Below are 18,011 nucleotides of genomic sequence, written 5' to 3'. Positions count from 1 at the left end.
GGTAAATTCTAATTCACTTTTCCAACTCTTCAATAATTGCGTAATCTAACCATAATAATGCTCGATTGGGATCCGAACCAAATATGGAACGGACTACCTTACCGTTTTTATCTACCAAAACCCAGTGAGGTGTCCCCCCGGCTTGGTAATCGTGAAAAGTGGTGGCCATACCGGCATCCCTAAAAACCGGAAACCTAACATGCAATGACTTTAAATTTTCAATAATTTCATCATTGGTATATTCGGGACCTTCAAAATTGCTATGAATCCCTAATACGTTCATCTTGTCCCCGTGTTCATACGCCATTTTATTGGCAAATGGGATAGCTCTTCCTACACATCCCGGACAGCCTAAATAGAAAAACAAGATCAATAAGGGTTTTCCTTTGAAGCTATCGTAATGTGGAAGATCTTTCTGTCCGATACTTTCCAAATGCCAGGGTTGGATTTGGTTGTTCAAAATTTCCATAACAATAAATATCAAAATTCCCCTATCCTTTTCAGAAGGGGAATGCAGTTAATCGACGTAAGCATGTGCGCTTAAATCAGTTTATTCAGGTTGCCATATTGATTGAATCTGTCTGATCATCTGATTGGTAAATCCCCATTCATTGTCATACCAAGCCATTATTTTCACTAGGTCTCCATCAACAACCCTTGTCATTTCTAAATCTACGGTAGAAGCGAAAGCACTTCCTATGATATCAGTTGATACAAGGGGTTCATTTGTTACAGCGATCACTTTTTTATACCGTTCTGTGGTCGCTTCTTCTGACAGAATCTGATTGATTTCCTCAACCGTGGTAGGTCTCTCAGCAATAAAAGTAATATCCGAAATGGAGCCAACAGGGACGGGAACTCTAATGGCAACGCCGTCGAACTTTCCGGCGTACTGAGGTAATACTTTAGTAGTCGCTATGGCTGCTCCCGTAGCAGCCGGTGCCAGATTCAAGCCGGCCGCTCTACCCATGCGTGGCTCTTTTTTCGAAGGCGCATCGACAAGGCTTTGTGAAGCAGTATATCCATGTATGGTATTAAGAATTGCTTTTTTTATACCTAACCTTCTTCCCAAAATTTCTATTACAGGGCTGATGTTATTGGTCGTACAACTTGCACAAGAAAAGACCAATGTCTTATCATCTGTAGTATTTACACCATAAACAACTGTTGGAGTGTCTTTTGTAGGACCTGAAATTACAGCTGCTTTAGCACCAGCCAGAATATGCCCTTCAGCATCGGCACTGTTGGTAAATATGCCGGTACTTTCAATAACAACGTCTACATTGAGTGCTTTCCATGGTAACTCTAAAATGTTGCGTAGACTGGAATACTTGATTTCTTTATCCCCCACAAATAAGCTGTCTCCTTCAAATTTAACATCTTTAGCATACTTACCATAGTTACTGTCGTATTTAAGCAGATATGCTGCATTTTCTACCGACATCAAATCGTTTATGGCGACGACTTCAAGGTCATCGGTTTCAAAAATCAGTTTTAATGCTGCCCTTCCTATGCGACCAAATCCGTTGATTGCTACTTTTTTCATGATTTTTTATAGTTTTTTGATGATATTATCATTTATTGGTTGCCTTATTAGCTTCCTTCGCCACTTTAAAAAGTGCCGGATTAATATGGCAGTATCCTCCCGGATTCTTATCCAGGTAGTCTTGATGGTAATCCTCGGCTTTATAATATTTCTTTATGGGGGTTACTTCAACTGCTATAGCTCTGATATGTTTTGCCGCCTCTTTATTTATCCGTTGGTTTATAAGTGGTAACTGCTGGCCTGAGGTGTAATAAATGCCCGTACGGTACTGATCACCGATATCATTACCCTGTTTATTTACGCTCGTAGGATCAATAGCAAGGAAATACAAATCAAGTAACAGATTCAAATCCAATTTTTCAGCATCGTATGTAACCTTTACGGTTTCAGCGTAGCCCGTATTTTTCTGTACTACATCCTCATATGTCGGATTGTCGGTACGGCCATTGGCAAAGCCTACTTCGGTAGCGATAACACCATCTACCTGTTTAAAAAAATGCTCTGTTCCCCAGAAACATCCTCCGGCAAAATAGATAACGTCCGTGCTATCGCTATTGCCTGTCATTTCAGTAATGCTTACTTTTTCTTCCAAGCCCTTATTATGCTCGGCTTTGTTACTCATACTGTTGCTACAACCTGTCATGGCGAAGAAGCCGAGTGCGGTCGATAAGAAAACTACTATATTCATATCTTTATTTTTTTATTTTCCATTTCTTCAACAAGCTTTTTGTATACCGACTTTGTAAACCGAATATATTCTTTGGTTAAGGTATCATAGCCAACCCATTGTTGGACATTTTCATAAGGGCATGTAGGTGCGCCTTCCTCCTGTCCAGAGACCAATATATACCGATCGGGATGCAGCTGGTAAATTTCTGCCGTTACTTTGTTCATTGCTTTACAAAAAAGTTCCAAAGCGCTCAAAGTGGCAGGTGTAGCCATTCGGATTTTTGACCAGATAATCTTGATGGTAGTCTTCGGCAGGCCAAAATTTTGTGAACGGCTCCAATGTCGTTACTACCTTTCCAGGCCAGCGTTGCGAATCATCAACTAATTTGATCATTTCCACGGCATCATTTCCTTCTTCATCGTTCTGAATGAATAGTGCCGAGCGGTAACTTTTGCCCCTGTCATTGCCCTGCCTATCTACCGTGCTGGGATCATGTACCCTGAAAAAATAATCCAATAACTCCCTATAAGTTGTCTTGCTTGGATCATAGGTAATTTCAACACCCTCTGCATGGCCGGGATGATACTCGTAGGTGGGATTATCGTTCTGTCCCCCTAAGTACCCGACTTCGGTATTAATTACGCCAGGACGTGCTCTGAAAAGATCTTCCATGCCCCAGAAACATCCACCCGCCAAATATGCTTTTTTCAAATTTTCCATTACTTATAGCTTTTATTTTATTTAAGTTCTTTAAAATTTTTGATCTGAAATGCTTGAGAGATCTCAGCCCTCTACTTTCTTAAGCGCCACGGCATTGATACAGTATCTAAGACCACTTGGTGCAGGACCATCCGGAAAAACATGGCCCAAATGCGCATCACAGACATTGCAGGTCGTTTCCACTCTTATCATACCATAACCACCATCCTTATGGTAGGCAATATTTTCAACAGCTATGGGCTGAGTGAAAGAAGGCCAGCCAGAAGTGCTGTTAAATTTTTCAGTTGCATCAAACAAAGGTGTTCCACAACTGATACATTCATATTTACCCGGTTCAAATAAGCCGCACATATCCGAACTATGTGCTCGCTCAGTACCCTTCCCCCTGGTAACAAAATACGAATCGGGGCTTAACAGTTCTTTCCATTCCTCGTCTGTTTTTTCCACCCTGCGAGTCGGAACAGGATTACCTTTGTTTACGAACTTGATGATATCATTCCAGTTTAACATAACTATTTATTTTGAATGTTACTATTTATTTCCTATTTCCAACGCGGATATCTTCTTTTGAAGTTCATCCTTGGTTCGAAGACCTACTATGGTCTCCACAGCTTTTTGGTTCTTGAAAAAGATCAATGTGGGGATGCTACGCACACCAAAACGCTGGGCAAGTTCCTGTTGATTATCAACATTAACTTTAACTATTTTGACCTTCCCCTCAAAGTCTTTGGACAGGTCATCCAATGTGGGTAATAGCGTCTGGCAAGGACCACACCAGTCGGCGTAAAAATCTACAACTACGCTTGCTTCTTTTTGAATTGTTTCTTCAAATTCCTGTTTACTTTCTATTTTTCTCATAACTAAAAACTTTAATTGTTATCTAACTCCACAAAGTTAATATACGGCAATACCCTTTCTCTTACCGTTATCACCCGATATTTTGGCAATTCTTCCCATCTTAAAAATCATTTCGAATATGATGACCGAATGTTTTGCGTATTGCAGCTAGTTTAGGATTTATATTGGTTTGGCAGAAAGGTTTCTGTTTGTCTTTTTTATAATAATTGAGGAAGTGCTCCGAATTCAATCTGAAGTCTGCAAAGGGCAGTGTCTGTGTAATATATTTGGTGTCATTTTCCTTTGACAGCTTATTGATTATTAATTCGATAGTATCTTTATCATTGGGATCAAAATAATACACTGCCGAACGGTACTTGTAACGCATACTGTGTGCGCTCGCGCTACTGTGCGTCAGCAGATGCACTTCAATTAACACATCCAGTGTGATGCCTTCATTAAAATGAACAATAACCGCTTCTGAAAATGTATCATAGGGATTCAATGAGGAAATCCAGCCCTGCTCCACAAACTCAACGCCATTTAAAGCCTGAAATATGGCTTCTGTACACCAGTGACATCCTCCACCAAAACCTATTTTTTTCATATTTCTTATTAACAAATTATTATCTGAGCTGGCGTCTTTTATTAAAATAATGGATTCAACTCCTAAAAATTATCCGGAGATATTGTGTATTTTCAAAAATTCTTCGAGTTGTGATATCGTTGGATTCTTAATATAATCATTGCCCACTATTATGGTAGGGAACTTTAATTTACCTTCGTACAGACCCCGTACTTTAGCTTCGGCTTCAATATTTGTTTCCACATTAAAATCATCAAATTCTATCCATTTGCTTTGCAGATAATTCCGCAATGCAGAAGACTTGGTACACCAGTCAGTTCCATATAATTGTAATTTAGGTCTATCCATTTTTAGTTATCAATTTTTTAAATAAAGGATGTATTTTTTCCGCGTTTGTTACTATAAAGGGTGTTACAGACATCAGGATAATGGACACAGCTAAAAATATCTGATAATTATTGTCACTTATCAATTGATACTTCAACCCGCTTTGGGCGAGTACAAATGAAAACTCACCAATTTGCGCGATAGAAAATCCAACGGCAAGAGCAATTTTCCATTCCAGTCCAAATATTTTTACGGCAAGAATTCCCGCAACTGACTTTACAACAAAGACAAAAAATATCCAAAATACAATCCAACCGAAATCGGTCAGAAATATCTCGTAGTTAAGCAACATTCCCATAGAAATGAAAAAAAAGCTCATAAATACATATCGAAAAGGCAAAAAACAGGAGATCGCCATACGGTCATAATCAGTTTCGGCAATAATCAAGCCCGCAATGAAGGCACCTAAAGCAAGAGATAAGCCTAGTCGTTCGGTTACTAAGGCGATACCGGTAACGATAAAGATTAAGGCAATCAAAAATACCTCCTGGCTCTGCACCTTCATTACACTTTTTAAGAAAAAGGGGATTACAAAACGAGCCAGTACATAGGCAATGAAGCCCATCAGCACCAATTTGCCCAATAACAAACCAAACGCTGTTAATAAGTCACCACCTGCACCTGCAAGAATAGGCGTAAACAGCATAAGGGGTACGATCATAATATCCTGAAACAATAACACCGCTAATATAAATTTACCGTGGGGCGTTACTATTTTATTCGAATCCTGCAACGTTTTTATTACGATCGCCGTACTGCTCAATGAATACAAAAACCCCCAGAATATACTTCCTTCCCAGCTGGGTCGTCTTGTAAGCCAGATAAGTCCTGAAGTAATTAAGATGGTAATGACCAATTGCGCCATACCTCCGCCCAATACGTATTTTTGGATTTTTCTCAATTTGTCAAAGGAAAATTCAAGTCCAATGGTAAACAAAAGCAGTATGACTCCTATTTCCGCATACACATCCACCTCGTTCATGTTGGCAAAATAGCTGGAAGTATTTGGACTGAGCAAAATACCGGTGATTAGATAACCAATGATATATCTAATTTTAAGAAAATTGCAAACAATGATGATAGCTGTAGCAACGCCAAAAATGGCACATATATCTATAAGGATGTTATGTTGCATGAGCTTTGTTTTAGGATTTTGAGTAATGTAATGGCAAAGAGAAGGCAGGTACCGATTTGACTCCTGACGCGAAACCAATTCCTGTGTTGTTCTAAGGATTCTATGCCTTTCAGGACCCTAGTCATAATTCCTGGGTGCCAATAACTTCCTCTGTCAATACCGAATCTTATCATAGTCCTTATTAAATATGGATTTAGAGCCTTCTGGTGCATCCCTAACAGATTTTTTTTTAATGAAGATAATCGTCATAAACGCGCCTGCAATACAAAGCATTCCTGATATCTGCATTACATTTTTATAGGAATCTATGAAGCTTTCCTTATAAAATGCTGCAATTTGAGCACGATCAGACTCCTGTACTGTCGCTGGGACCTGGGCGTTTCCAAGATTTATAGCCTCAGAAACTATGAGTTTTCGGGCATCACTAGGTAATTTTGAATTTGCCAGACGGCTTTCCATTCCTGACGAGAAGAAGAAAACGGCCAAAGCCCCAAAGATGGCATAAGCAAAGACATTGGACATTTGTGCTGTTGCATTATTGATGCCCGAGGCAGTCCCTGATAATTGATCGCCTACCGAACTCATTACGGTTTTTGTAAGCGGGACAACGGTAATAGCCATACCGAGCCCGAATACAAATATCCCTGGGAAAAAAGTATTGAAGTATTCACCTGATCCATAAGTCTGCTTAATTGATGCAAGCATCATAAACCCTGTGCCAGTGATGATCGGACCTAATATCAAAAACATTCGCGCCCCGTATTTGTCTGATAATTTACCAATGTATCTGGAGAGCAATATCATAAGGATGGAAAAAGGAAGAATAGTAAGTCCTGATTCAAATTGTGAGTAACCTTGCGCCTGAACGAGATTTAACGACAGAAATAACATACCACCACCAAGACCGGCATAGAGAAATAGTGTCAATAGATTGACCCCGCTGAAGGTTCCATTTTTAAATATAGACATTGGCATCATCGGATGTTTGGCTCGCTGTTCAATCCGAACAAAACCTATGAGAAGGATAATACCGATTATCAGGGCCAAGGACACCTGCCAACTATAAATCCCTTTAGCAGGCATACTAAGAAAGCTAAATGTTAGTGCGGCTAATCCAGACACAACTGTAATGGCGCCAACAAAATCAATCGATTTATCCATCTTGTCTGACTTGACCTCATTTACATTTGTTGCCAGAACAATCAACGTAAATACACCTATAGGGACGTTAATAAAGAATATATATTTCCAAAGTCCGATGTCGGCAAGCCCTCCGCCGAGAATAGGCCCTCCGACACTGACGACAGTAGTTACTGCTGACCATGTCCCGATAGCCTTTCCCCGCTCTACTTCATTTATCGAAGAAGAAATCAGTGCAAGGCTCCCAGGGATCATTAGTGAGCCTCCGATGCCTTGTATCATTCGAAATATAATCAAAGACAAGACATTCTGAGAAAACCCACAGGCAGCTGATCCGATTATAAAAATCAATATCCCCAACATAAAAATTCGTTTACGTCCAATTTTATCGCCTAAAGATCCACCTATAAGGATTAACGATGAGAGCATCAGCAGATATGCATTCAATATCCAGAACAGCTCACTGCTTGTCGCATGAAAGTCGCTTTGCAAAGCGGGCAATGCAACATTAAGTGCAGTCGCATCTATAAATGCCATAGATGAGGCCATGATTGTACCAACCATCACCCATCTTCCCTTAAGGCTACTTAAAGCAACTGTAGACATATCTTTTTACTTGCGGTTTTAGTGGTACATAAATGGTCGGTATAATCTTTTTGGTCGTTCACGTTACTGGGTTGTATAATTCCCTGTGGCATCTGTTGAAGCCTCATCCGATGGTGGGTAGTCTCCACCACCAGCCCGAACAGTTGGATCATCAGATAGCTGGGTTTCTATATCAATCTCACCATGCAGCAACTTTGCTACCGGACAGTTCACTGCAATCCAAAGCAGGCGTTCTTTTTGCGCATCGGTAACGGGCTGACCGAATGAAAGCGTCCTGAAAATCGAAGTCTTGAACGGCTCTGCCTGTTGAAGCATATTCACGGAGCAATGTATGTCTGTAATATCCCATCCTTTCCTTTTGATATACATCCGTAAGGTGGTCAATGTACAACCTACAAGACCGGATAAAACCGTTGTAAACGGATCGGGACCGATATCATTACCACCATTAAATGTTGGTTCATCGAGAACCAGTTGCCCTGCTCGCCAATTAACAGTAACTCCCTGACGGTCTTTAATGATATCACCTGTAATATCCTTTGCGAACAATCGAACGATTTGTTTTTTGTGTATCATGATTTTTAAATTTTAGCGCTATCTTCAAAGTGTTTGGTTCCTTTTAAAAAATCCTTTTGAATTCGGCATCAAATGCCAATTAGCTTTCCTGTCAACTAGCGCTCCTTATGCGACAACTTTTATCTCTACCAATACTTCTAGCTTGAATGTCTGGATAACAACAGGTAACATGAGTGCAGACTTCAGGTTTTTAAGTATCTCTTTTGGGATTGCGACGTAGGGTCCTATTATACGCCGAAGCGGTTACCCTTACGTTTACATATGGGCACGGATGTCTCCGTAAGTCTCTGGATATTTGTTAAACATCATCGCCACAAAACCACATTTCCCTATTACTTTCAGGTTGTTTTTGCGTGCATAATCAACTACTGCGTCTACGAGTTTCTTGCCATATCCATTTTTACGCTGGGCAAAGCCAACACTGGTATATCCCGCTTCCAATATATCGGGAGTAACACTGACAAGCATTCTGCCGACTTCCTGGCCATCTGCATGAAGCGAAAAAAAAGAGATGCCATTTTGGCCTTCGTGTATTTCAATCTTTTCCATTTTTTATATTTTTTTAATAATTTGTATTTGCTTGTTATTTAAGTATGAGTTATTGTAAAAGGCATTTTTAGGTTTTCTTCCAGTTTTCTTTCAAATCGACGGTTCTGTTAAAAATAAAATGGTCCGCTGTTGAATTCTTGTCTTTTATAAAATAGCCCATTCTGACAAATTGAAAGTTTACACCTACTTCATCTCCTTTGATGAGATCATTTTCTACATATGCATTTGGCAATACCTGAATACTGTCTTTGTTAAAATGATTTAGGAATTCGTCTCCCGTTTGACTAGGGTCTTCTATTTTAAAAAGGTTACTGTAGAGCCGGATTTCAGCCGGGATCGCAAAAGGAATACTTAACCAATGGATCGTGCTTTTTACTTTAATGTTGCTTTGATCGTCACCAGACTTGCTTTCCGGAAAATATTTACAATGTAGTTCTAAGATGTTTCCATCTTCATCTTTCACAACATGCTCACATAAGATGATATATGCTCCTTTCAATCTGACCGCTCCTCCCAAAGTCAACCTGTAGTAATTCTTTGTCGGATGCTCCATAAAATCGTCCTGCTCGATCCATAGCTCCCTGCTAAATGGTACTTCACGACTACCTTTGGTTTCTTCTCCTGGTAAATTCTCTAAAACTATCTTTTCAATAGATGCCTGGTCGTAGTTCGTTATAATAACCTTCAACGGTTTTAAAACGGCAATTCTCCGCTGGGCCGTTTTGTTTAGATCCTGGCGTACACAGAATTCTAACAAATTGTAATCCGTAATCGCATCCCGTTTCGCAACGCCAATCCTTTCACAAAACTCCTGGATAGCGTTTTGGGTATAACCCCTTCGACGGAGACCGGCTATCGTAGGCAATCGTGGATCATCCCATCCGTCAACCAAGCCTTTTTCAACCAGTTGCTGCAACTTGCGTTTGCTCATGATTGTATAAGCAAGATTCAAACGAGCAAATTCAATCTGTTTGGAGGGAAATAAGCCCAATTTCTCGATGAACCAATTATAAAGCGGACGGTGTGCAACAAATTCAAGGGTGCAGGTGGAATGCGTGATGTGCTCAATAGCATCGGACTGGCCATGAGCAAAATCATACATGGGATAAATACACCACGCACTCCCGGTACGATGATGGGGAGTGTGTTTGATGCGGTACATGATCGGGTCTCTCATGTGCATATTAGCGGCCTTCATATCAATCTTAGCGCGCAATACTTTCTCCCCATCTTTGAAGCCGCCAAACTTCATCGCTTCGAATAAAAGTAGATTTTCATCTATCGAACGTCCTCTGTACCGATTAGGTACTCCCGGAACCTGGGGAGTTCCTTTCTGCTCGGCAATTTCTTCAGGTGTGCTATCGTCAACGTAAGCGAGGTCTCTTTTGATTAATTCTATGGCAAATCCGTAGAGGATTTCAAAATAGTCTGAAGCGTAGAATTCATTATGCCATTCAAATCCCAACCACTGAATATCTTCCCTGATGGCATCTATATAGCTGCTGTTTTCTCTTTCTGGATTGGTATCGTCAAACCTCAGGTTAACCCTTCCTTTGTATTTTGATGCAAGCCCAAAATTCAAGCAGATGGATTTGGCATGACCGAGATGCAGATATCCATTAGGCTCTGGAGGGAACCTCGTCGTGATACCTTCACTGTAAACCTCATTATGGATATCTTGCTCAATGATTGCTTCGACAAAATTTAATGATTCCTCCATACTTTGTTGTTTCCTTTATTTGTTAAATCATTTGGCAGCCGTTATTCAATAGCTCCGTGTTCCATAGCCGATAGAAACCGCTCACAATCCAGGGCCGCCATGCAACCACTTCCCGCAGCGGTAATTGCCTGACGGTAGTTTGGGTCTTGAGCGTCACCACAACAGAAAATGCCCTGGATATTTGTCTTTGTGGAACAATTTTTTGTTTTAATATATCCTACATCATCCATATCAATCCAACGGCTGAATAACCCGGTGTTTGGATGGTGGCCGATGGCTAAAAACAGACCGGTTACGTCCAGTTTAGTTTCCTCCGAAGTAATGTTATTGAATAGCCGAGTACCATTAACTTTTACACCATCTCCGAGAATTTCTTTTACCTCGACGTTAAACATGATTTCAATGTTAGGCGTGTTTTCTACCCGATGAACCATTGTTTTCGAAGCCCTGAAGTTGGATTTACGAACCAACATGTACACTTTTCTACAAAGTTTTGATAGGTGCAGTGCTTCCTCAGCCGCAGTATCCCCGGCACCTACAATGGCAACATCCTCACCCTTAAAGAAGAATCCATCACAGGTGGCACAAGCCGAAACCCCGTGACCCGCATACTGATTTTCCGAATCAAGTCCCAAAAGCTTTGGTGTTGCTCCTGTAGCGATAATCACAGAATCCGCCAGTAACACCTTATTTTCATCGATAGTAACTTTAAAAGGCCGTTCAGAAAAATCGACTTCGCTTGCAAACCCGATCCGCAGATCTGCGCCCATTCTGGAAGCCTGTTTGTGAAAACCTTCCATCATTTCGGGTCCCATTATACCATCGGGATATCCCGGATAATTTTCGACATCAGACGTTTTAGTAAGCTGGCCGCCGATAAGCAAGCCTGTATATAGTACAGGTTTTAGGTCTGCGCGGGCCGTATAAATGGCGGCGGTGTAACCAGCTGGTCCAGATCCGATGATCAGACATTTTATTCGTTCGTACTGTTCTGTATTCAATTGTGTCTCTGTTTTAATAAGTTAGCGTTATTTTATATTGTCGTTATACAATTCCCTGAATTTAGATAGTTTAGGATCGATAACAGCCTGGCAATATCCTCCGTCGGGGTTCTTGTTGTAGTAATCCTGATGATAATCTTCCGCTTTGTAAAAATGTTCGAACATTTCCAGTTGAGTAACAACCATATCTAAATATGATTTTTGCACTTCGTGAATAACCTTCATCGCAGTTTGTTTTTCATCTTCAGTCCTGTAAAAAATGATGCTCCGATACTGGGAACCCTGGTCTGCGCCCTGTTGGTCCACGGCTGTAGGGTTGTGGGTACTGAGATGTATTCGCAGTAAATCATCAAATGATATTTCGTTTGGATTGTAGGTAACTTCAACCATTTCAGCATGTCCGGTTATACCGCTGCAAACCTCTCTATAGGTTGGGTTGGTGATCTTCCCTCCGCTGTAGCCACTTTCTACTTTTATTACTCCTTTCAGTCGTTGAAAGATTGCTTCGGTACACCAGAAGCAGCCTCCGCCCAAATCCACCTTCTTTTCGCTAACGTCTACCTTTTTTAACGAAACGGCATTCATGCAATAACGAAGTCCGCTCGGCATAGGTCCATCCTGAAAAACATGCCCCAGGTGAGCATCACAGGTATTGCAGAGCGCCTCAATACGCACCATACCAAAGGCGCTATCCTTATGGTAGGCAACTGCATTTTCTTCTATCGGCTGCGTGAAGGAGGGCCATCCAGTTCCACTTTCAAACTTGGTGTCTGCATCAAATAGTTCTGTGCCACAGCAAACGCATGCGTATCTTCCCGGTTCAAAATAGGAGCACAGGTCAGAACTGAATGCACGCTCTGTCCCCTTAAGCCGCGTAATATTGAACTGCTCTTCGGTAAGCTGTGCTTTCCATTCCTTTTCAGTCTTTTCCACTCTTTTGTCAGGAGTAGGGTTGCCGTTATTGGCATATTTTATAACATCAAGCCACTTTAGCATAGTAGTATTAATTATTTAAGGTTAAAAAAATCCGTTATCCTTTGAAATACCGCTCCTCTACAACTTTGCCATCTTCCCATAGTGCGCGGATGATCTCATGCAGGTAGACATTGCTTCCATCCTTCATGTCGAAATCTAAAATGTATTCCGAAAAGGAGGCATTGCCATCAGCCGCCGATCGAAGAAGCTCAATTTTTTTGACATTTTGAATGGAATCTACAAAGTCGATGAGTTTCTTCATTGTCGCGAGTTTTCCCTCTGTTACTGAGCCATCATATTCAATGGTCTTGACATTAGGTGCATAAAATTTTTCAGCCGCATCAACCAGCTGACCATTTGATACCAAACCATTCAATTCTTTTACGAGTTCTTTAAGTTTGCTTTCCATTTTTTTGTTTTTTTGAGTATGAGTTATATGTATACAATAAACGTGCGTGCAGTTATTTAAAGGCCTTTGCGAGTCTGATGCCCGTATATTGCCATCTTAAATGCGGATGGAAAAAATTGCGGTAACTTGGACGGCTATGTTCCGGCGGCGTGACAATTGAAGCGCCACGGAGTACCATTTGATTAACCATAAATTTGCCATTATACTCTCCGATAGCCCCGGCCGCTCGGACGTATCCGGGATAAGGCAGATATGCGCTGCCGGTCCATTCCCAACGGTCACCCCAAGGAAATTGCTTACACGCTGCTTCCCACTCAAATTCTGTAGGCAATCGCATTCCTTTCCATGCAGCAAAGGCGGATGCTTCGTAATAGCTTACATGAGCCACCGGTTCGTCCAGTTTCAATGGTTGGATTCCCGCCGTACCGTAGGAGTGCCATTGGTCAGCTATCCAATGCCAGTAAAGTGGTGCATCAATGTTATTATTTTTGACCCAATCAAGGCCCTCGGCATGCCAGTATTCATGCTTCTTGTACCCGTCATCCTCGATGAATGAGAGATACTCGCCATTTGTGACCAAATTCTTTGCTATTTTAAATGCTGGGAGAAAGACTTCATGACGCCCAAGTTCATTGTCAAAGCAGAATCCGTTGCCATCGTATCCAATGTTGTGCATGGAATCATTAACGGTAATAAACTCATTGGTAGCCGTATCTACGGCTATTGGATTTGCAATTTCCTCATAGGTTGGAAAGAGCGGATTGTGTCCTAAAATATATTTGATATCGGTCGCTAATAATTCCTGATGTTGCTCTTCATGATTAAGTCCAAGAATAATAAGGGTATGTAGTTCCTCACTTATCGTTTGACTAAGCAACTTGTCCATTGCCACATCAACATGACGGCGATATTCATAGACCTCGTCAACAGTTGGCCGGCTTAAATTACCACGGTTAGTCCGTATCACGCGTGCGCCTAAACTCTCATAATAACTGTTAAACACGAAAGGATAAGACGGATTAAAACTGGAATAATCTTCAAGATAGCAGACCAAGATAAAGGTTTCAAAAAACCAGGATGTATGTCCTAAGTGCCATTTAGGCGGACTCACGTCTACTATCGGTTGTACCACATAATCTTCCGTCTCCAAGGTCGAACAGATGTCTTCGCTTCGTTTGCGGACTTTACTGTATTTATCTTTAATAGCTATCATTTTTCGAATTTTAAATAATTGGACAAATCGCTGATTGTCCGGATTTTTAGCCGTTTAACGTCTTCTTTCCGCATCATTAAGGCATAAGTGTTATTGAATCCCACAGGCTTTAACCATTTGATTTGAAACTGTTGTTTAAACTCCCGTTGCACATAATCATACACCGCATCTTTATTTGCTATCAGCCTGCGCACAGTTGCCGTATCGGCGTGCAACATGACCGTCAGCCCCGTTCCTGTGTATTCCGGATATAGATCAATCTGATCGTTCATTAGTGCGTCAAAGCATATTTTAGTGCCGCCCAATCCGGTTTTTGGTAAAACATCCAAGTCTGTATAGCCCCTGATAAGCTGCGTATAAATGCTTGCAAGAATATATTGCTCGTCAAATACTTTAGAGCCAATCCTGATCGAGCTTTTACCGACCGGACGGGCAGGTTTATATAAATGCTGGCTTTCAAGAAACTCACGGGCAATGGTAGCCGGTTCACGGTGTAGGTAGTCCGCTTGATAGTTAAGGGAAGTCATGATCGAATCATTGATCCTACCCGCAAGTAGGTTAAGCACAGGCTCCAGTTCGGGGAAGCGCAAGAGTGTCTGCTCTTTTATAATCGGTGCTACATAATATGGGGGAAATATTTTCTTGTCATCTTCCAGGCTAACCAACCGGTAAGCATCAATCCGGCCGTCGGTACTATAACCGCTCACTATATCCAGCTTCTTTTCATAAATCGCTTTGTACATAACGGCATCATTGATAACCACTGTCGGTATCTTTAAACCATATGTTTGCAGTAGGCCGATGTAACCATCGGCACGTCCCATGAATTCAGGAGTAAACCCGGCTAATAATTTGCTCCGTTCTATGGATGGAATGATATAGAAGCCCGAAAGCAAAACAATTCCTGCCATGATGGAAAAAAGGCCCGCTATCTTCCTAAACCTTATTTTTTGAAGACGCGAAAGAAGAAAATCGAAAAGAAGCGCCAGCAAGGCCGCAGGTATTGCACCCGCAAGCATCATGGTTGTATTGTTCAGCGAAATCCCGCCAAAAATAAACTCGCCCAATCCACCGGCAGCTATATACGCCGCAAGCGTGGCTACTCCAACGTTGATGATCGTCGCGATACGAACGCCAGCAAGTATTACAGGCATCGCTAGGGGCAGTTCTACTTTCAGCAATGATTGCTTATAGCTCATGCCGAGTCCTCTTGCGGCCTCTTTTATTTCAGGATCAATGTTTATAATACCAGTGTAGGTATTGCGAACGATAGGAAGCAGGCCGTATAAGAACAGTGCTGCAATAGCGGGTTTGGCACCAATACCCAATACAGGAATCAGCAGTCCGAGCAATGCAATGCTTGGAATTGTTTGCAGCACTCCGGCGAAACCAAGAACCGGTGATGATAACTTTCTTTTTCTGCTGATGAGAATACCTGCCGGGACACCTACGAATATCGCAAGGGATATGGACATAAAGGTAAGCCCGATATGTTGCCCGGTTTGTTCGAGCAACTTCTCCCAATGGCGGGTAACAAACTCCCAAAGATTAATATTGTCGTTCATCTTTGATTATTGTTTTGATGTAAACGATATGCATTCATGAGATCGCTCCATGTAATGCGCTTCCATTCACCGGAAGATTTGTGTCGCATGGTGATGAACTGACAATTTTCAGTGTTATGCTGAAATCGTTCCATTGCATTCCATAACGTGGTATCACCGACCGGCTCCGCAGAAAAACCTTCTTCGTCACCGCTTTCTCCCCGCAGGTAATTCCACAGGTCGTCAATCGATGTAACGCCAAGCGAAAGTTTTAAATAGTCGTTTGAAAGAAAATCTTTTACGAAATCATTAGCAGGATTGTATAATAATTCAGATGGTCTTCCTTGCTGAACCAGTTTCCCATTATTAAGCAAAACAACGGTATCTGCCATTGCAAATGCTTCTTGGATATCATGAGAAACCATGACGATCGTTTTCTTCCGGAATTCATCTAGTCGCATAAATTCCTCCCGTATGGACTTTCTGGTAATGGCATCTAAAGCACTCAACGGTTCATCCATCAATAATACCGGTGGATCTGTAGCAAGCGCCCGCGCGATGTTTACCCTTTGTGCCTCGCCACCGCTTAATTCATCCGGTCTGCGTGATAAGTATTTTTCAGGTAAGTGTAACTTTGCCATCAGTTCCCTAACTCTTTGAGCAGTCGTCTGCTTGTTCCATTTTAACAGATTGGGCACCACGCTAATATTCTCTTCCACGGTATAATGTGGAAAAAGGCTATTGCGTTGAAGTACATAACCAATTCGACGCCTCAGCTCATCCTGAGGCTGCTTCCGGATATCCTTTCCATTGATCAATATTATACCGGCTGAAGGTGTTACCAGGCCGTTAATCATCCGAAGTAATGTTGTTTTACCGCTTCCACTAGGTCCAAGCAATACAACGTGTTCACCCTCAGCAATATTAAAATCGACGTTTTCTATTGCTGAATGCGCTCCAAAAAACTTACTTACCTGGCGAATGCTGATCATAACTTAGCTTTTGGTTTTATATGTGCCGGATGGAAAAGATTATTGATAGCTTCCGCATACGTGGGATGGGCAAACATGGTATCGCGCAACTGGTCATAAGTAAGACCGCCCATTATGGCCACCTGTAGCAAAGACATCAATTCGCCACCGTTCGGACATATCACAGCGACACCTAAAATCTTCTTTGTTTTATTGTCAACTATTGCCTTTATAAATCCGCTTGTTTCGCCTATCTCAACTGCCCGGGCAATAAAAGAAGTATTCATCTTTGCAACCGAAAAGTCCAGACCCATTTCAACGGCTTCCTTTTCCGTGAGCCCAACTCTTCCCAGTTCAGGATCAATAAAAACACAGTAAGGGATTAACCGATTGTGGATAGAGGACATTTTTTTATCCAATAAGTTCTCAGCTAACACAATATAATCGTGATACGACACATGCGTGAATGCAGGCCCGCCCTTTACATCGCCAAGTGCGTAAATACCTGCTTCTGTTGTTTCCAAGTGGTCGTTTACCGGAATAAATCCCTTTCCGTCAACCTGAATGCCTGTTTTTGGTAAATCCAAATCTTCCGTGTTTGGCATTCTGCCGGTAGCAATCAACAGATCACTACCGGTTAACGTATATGATCCTTGTGTGGAAAGAATTTCAACAGCGATAGACCCATCCGTCTCGGCATCAACACGTTTTATGGATGCATCCATAACGATCTGCATACCTTCAGCCTCAAGAATCCCGGTGATTTCTAATCCTACATCCTCATCTTCTTTTGACAGTAACTTGGAAGACTTTTCAATGATCGTAACCTGGCTGCCCATCCGACGGAAAATCTGTGCAAATTCAAGTGCCACGTAGCCGCCACCGGCAATAATCAAATGCTCCGGCAGATATTCAAGGTCTAAAATGGTTTCCGACGTTAAAAAGTTGACTGATTGCAACCTATCAATATCTGGAATACGGGGCCGAGCGCCCGTGTTAATAAATACCCAGTCCGCCGTAATTAATTTATAGCTCAGATCTGCAAGTTGTACACTGACTTCCTTATATCCTGAAAACTTGCCTTTTCCATGATAAACCGTAATATTTGGGTCCTTAATCAGCCTATTTTCAAGTCCTTCCCGGTAATAGGATACAACTTCGTTCTTGCGTTGATTGATTAGTTTATAATCCGGAACATTGTTATTTAGTATGATGCCATAGTCTGAGGCCTTGCGTGCCTGGGCAATGTTTTTAGCCAGGCCAACCAAAGTTTTTGTCGGTGTGCATCCATAGTTAATACAAGTACCTCCTATATAGACTGATTCGACAATAGCCACACGTTTACCTTCCATAGTCAATCGCTTTGCTAAGGGATTGCCCGCCTGACCGGAACCAATAATTATCGCATCAAATCTTTCCATATTAA

Annotated in this window: 20 protein-coding genes and 1 pseudogene; all 21 read right to left on the bottom strand. The window is 41.6% G+C overall.

Annotation, left to right across the window (positions count from 1 at the left end):
* Window positions 1-13 precede the first annotated feature (13 nt).
* Window positions 14-460, bottom strand: a complete 447-nt coding sequence (locus ACWPWS_RS08635) for a TlpA disulfide reductase family protein (protein ID WP_165689906.1) — start codon at window positions 458-460, stop codon at window positions 14-16.
* Between the two features lie 90 nt (window positions 461-550).
* The gene (locus ACWPWS_RS08630) at window positions 551-1,546 is read right to left on the bottom strand and encodes a type I glyceraldehyde-3-phosphate dehydrogenase (RefSeq protein WP_070562090.1); all 996 of its coding nucleotides are present in this window, start codon (window positions 1,544-1,546) and stop codon (window positions 551-553) included.
* Window positions 1,547-1,592: 46 nt separating this feature from the next.
* Window positions 1,593-2,102: pseudogene (gene msrA / locus ACWPWS_RS08625) on the bottom strand (peptide-methionine (S)-S-oxide reductase MsrA); the annotation flags it as partial.
* 128 nt (window positions 2,103-2,230) lie between these two features.
* The gene (locus tag ACWPWS_RS08620) at window positions 2,231-2,440 is read right to left on the bottom strand and encodes a hypothetical protein (protein WP_070562094.1); all 210 of its coding nucleotides are present in this window, start codon (window positions 2,438-2,440) and stop codon (window positions 2,231-2,233) included.
* A 4-nt stretch (window positions 2,441-2,444) separates the two neighbouring features.
* On the bottom strand, window positions 2,445-2,936 hold the full coding sequence (gene msrA, locus ACWPWS_RS08615; protein WP_070562096.1) for a peptide-methionine (S)-S-oxide reductase MsrA: 492 nt from the start codon (window positions 2,934-2,936) through the stop codon (window positions 2,445-2,447).
* 63 nt (window positions 2,937-2,999) lie between these two features.
* The gene (gene msrB / locus ACWPWS_RS08610) at window positions 3,000-3,446 is read right to left on the bottom strand and encodes a peptide-methionine (R)-S-oxide reductase MsrB (RefSeq protein ID WP_070562098.1); all 447 of its coding nucleotides are present in this window, start codon (window positions 3,444-3,446) and stop codon (window positions 3,000-3,002) included.
* Between the two features lie 21 nt (window positions 3,447-3,467).
* Window positions 3,468-3,794: a thioredoxin gene (gene trxA, locus ACWPWS_RS08605; protein WP_070562100.1), complete on the bottom strand. Its 327-nt coding sequence runs from the start codon at window positions 3,792-3,794 to the stop codon at window positions 3,468-3,470.
* Between the two features lie 100 nt (window positions 3,795-3,894).
* A complete protein-coding gene (locus tag ACWPWS_RS08600) occupies window positions 3,895-4,380 on the bottom strand; it encodes a peptide-methionine (S)-S-oxide reductase (RefSeq protein WP_413930993.1) in 486 nt (161 codons plus the stop codon).
* A 69-nt stretch (window positions 4,381-4,449) separates the two neighbouring features.
* Window positions 4,450-4,707 (bottom strand): glutaredoxin family protein, encoded by a 258-nt coding sequence (locus ACWPWS_RS08595; RefSeq protein WP_413930992.1) that lies wholly within the window; start codon window positions 4,705-4,707, stop codon window positions 4,450-4,452.
* Complete coding sequence (locus ACWPWS_RS08590; protein WP_413930991.1) at window positions 4,700-5,881, bottom strand: cation:proton antiporter; 1,182 nt, start codon at window positions 5,879-5,881, stop codon at window positions 4,700-4,702. Before ACWPWS_RS08590 ends, ACWPWS_RS08595 begins: the two co-directional genes overlap by 8 nt.
* 153 nt (window positions 5,882-6,034) lie before the next feature.
* On the bottom strand, window positions 6,035-7,627 hold the full coding sequence (locus ACWPWS_RS08585; RefSeq protein ID WP_413930990.1) for an MFS transporter: 1,593 nt from the start codon (window positions 7,625-7,627) through the stop codon (window positions 6,035-6,037).
* A gap of 63 nt (window positions 7,628-7,690) precedes the next feature.
* Window positions 7,691-8,176, bottom strand: coding sequence for an OsmC family protein (locus ACWPWS_RS08580; RefSeq protein ID WP_454046188.1), 486 nt, complete (start codon window positions 8,174-8,176; stop codon window positions 7,691-7,693).
* A 282-nt stretch (window positions 8,177-8,458) separates the two neighbouring features.
* Entirely contained in the window at window positions 8,459-8,752 is a 294-nt protein-coding gene (locus ACWPWS_RS08575; protein WP_413930988.1) for a GNAT family N-acetyltransferase, read from the bottom strand.
* A gap of 67 nt (window positions 8,753-8,819) precedes the next feature.
* A complete protein-coding gene (locus ACWPWS_RS08570; RefSeq protein ID WP_413930987.1) occupies window positions 8,820-10,472 on the bottom strand; it encodes a glutamine--tRNA ligase/YqeY domain fusion protein in 1,653 nt (550 codons plus the stop codon).
* A 41-nt stretch (window positions 10,473-10,513) separates the two neighbouring features.
* Entirely contained in the window at window positions 10,514-11,473 is a 960-nt protein-coding gene (gene trxB / locus ACWPWS_RS08565) for a thioredoxin-disulfide reductase (protein WP_413930986.1), read from the bottom strand.
* A 27-nt stretch (window positions 11,474-11,500) separates the two neighbouring features.
* Window positions 11,501-12,469 (bottom strand): bifunctional methionine sulfoxide reductase B/A protein, encoded by a 969-nt coding sequence (locus ACWPWS_RS08560; RefSeq protein WP_413930985.1) that lies wholly within the window; start codon window positions 12,467-12,469, stop codon window positions 11,501-11,503.
* Window positions 12,470-12,503: 34 nt separating this feature from the next.
* Complete coding sequence (locus ACWPWS_RS08555; RefSeq protein WP_413930984.1) at window positions 12,504-12,857, bottom strand: SnoaL-like domain-containing protein; 354 nt, start codon at window positions 12,855-12,857, stop codon at window positions 12,504-12,506.
* Window positions 12,858-12,909: 52 nt separating this feature from the next.
* Entirely contained in the window at window positions 12,910-14,070 is a 1,161-nt protein-coding gene (gene egtB / locus ACWPWS_RS08550; RefSeq protein WP_413930983.1) for an ergothioneine biosynthesis protein EgtB, read from the bottom strand.
* Window positions 14,067-15,635 carry an ABC transporter permease/substrate-binding protein gene (locus ACWPWS_RS08545; protein WP_413930982.1) on the bottom strand — a complete coding sequence of 523 codons (1,569 nt, stop codon included), beginning with the start codon at window positions 15,633-15,635 and terminating at the stop codon, window positions 14,067-14,069. The genes egtB and ACWPWS_RS08545 overlap by 4 nt, the downstream gene beginning before the upstream one ends.
* Window positions 15,632-16,606, bottom strand: a complete 975-nt coding sequence (locus ACWPWS_RS08540; RefSeq protein WP_413930981.1) for an ABC transporter ATP-binding protein — start codon at window positions 16,604-16,606, stop codon at window positions 15,632-15,634. Before ACWPWS_RS08540 ends, ACWPWS_RS08545 begins: the two co-directional genes overlap by 4 nt.
* Window positions 16,603-18,006: a mercuric reductase gene (locus ACWPWS_RS08535; RefSeq protein ID WP_413930980.1), complete on the bottom strand. Its 1,404-nt coding sequence runs from the start codon at window positions 18,004-18,006 to the stop codon at window positions 16,603-16,605. Before ACWPWS_RS08535 ends, ACWPWS_RS08540 begins: the two co-directional genes overlap by 4 nt.
* Window positions 18,007-18,011 lie beyond the last annotated feature (5 nt).

It is taken from the genome of Chryseobacterium sp. Marseille-Q8038, assembly GCF_965111995.1.
Note: the sequence above shows the minus strand (reverse complement) of the source record. Positions and strands in the feature narration are given on the sequence as shown.

Bases quoted from the DNA above. Each gene is read 5' to 3' on its own strand.
- ACWPWS_RS08570 (WP_413930987.1), bottom strand. From the start codon at position 10,472: ATGGAGGAATCATTAAATTTTGTCGAAGCAATCATTGAGCAAGATATC.
- ACWPWS_RS08630 (WP_070562090.1), bottom strand. From the start codon at position 1,546: ATGAAAAAAGTAGCAATCAACGGATTTGGTCGCATAGGAAGGGCAGCA.
- msrB (WP_070562098.1), bottom strand. From the start codon at position 3,446: ATGTTAAACTGGAATGATATCATCAAGTTCGTAAACAAAGGTAATCCT.
- ACWPWS_RS08545 (WP_413930982.1), bottom strand. From the start codon at position 15,635: ATGAACGACAATATTAATCTTTGGGAGTTTGTTACCCGCCATTGGGAG.
- ACWPWS_RS08555 (WP_413930984.1), bottom strand. From the start codon at position 12,857: ATGGAAAGCAAACTTAAAGAACTCGTAAAAGAATTGAATGGTTTGGTA.
- ACWPWS_RS08590 (WP_413930991.1), bottom strand. From the start codon at position 5,881: ATGCAACATAACATCCTTATAGATATATGTGCCATTTTTGGCGTTGCT.
- ACWPWS_RS08585 (WP_413930990.1), bottom strand. From the start codon at position 7,627: ATGTCTACAGTTGCTTTAAGTAGCCTTAAGGGAAGATGGGTGATGGTT.
- ACWPWS_RS08575 (WP_413930988.1), bottom strand. From the start codon at position 8,752: ATGGAAAAGATTGAAATACACGAAGGCCAAAATGGCATCTCTTTTTTT.
- ACWPWS_RS08595 (WP_413930992.1), bottom strand. From the start codon at position 4,707: ATGGATAGACCTAAATTACAATTATATGGAACTGACTGGTGTACCAAG.
- ACWPWS_RS08560 (WP_413930985.1), bottom strand. From the start codon at position 12,469: ATGCTAAAGTGGCTTGATGTTATAAAATATGCCAATAACGGCAACCCT.
- ACWPWS_RS08600 (WP_413930993.1), bottom strand. From the start codon at position 4,380: ATGAAAAAAATAGGTTTTGGTGGAGGATGTCACTGGTGTACAGAAGCC.
- trxA (WP_070562100.1), bottom strand. From the start codon at position 3,794: ATGAGAAAAATAGAAAGTAAACAGGAATTTGAAGAAACAATTCAAAAA.
- ACWPWS_RS08535 (WP_413930980.1), bottom strand. From the start codon at position 18,006: ATGGAAAGATTTGATGCGATAATTATTGGTTCCGGTCAGGCGGGCAAT.
- egtB (WP_413930983.1), bottom strand. From the start codon at position 14,070: ATGATAGCTATTAAAGATAAATACAGTAAAGTCCGCAAACGAAGCGAA.
- ACWPWS_RS08620 (WP_070562094.1), bottom strand. From the start codon at position 2,440: ATGAACAAAGTAACGGCAGAAATTTACCAGCTGCATCCCGATCGGTAT.
- ACWPWS_RS08540 (WP_413930981.1), bottom strand. From the start codon at position 16,606: ATGATCAGCATTCGCCAGGTAAGTAAGTTTTTTGGAGCGCATTCAGCA.
- msrA (WP_070562096.1), bottom strand. From the start codon at position 2,936: ATGGAAAATTTGAAAAAAGCATATTTGGCGGGTGGATGTTTCTGGGGC.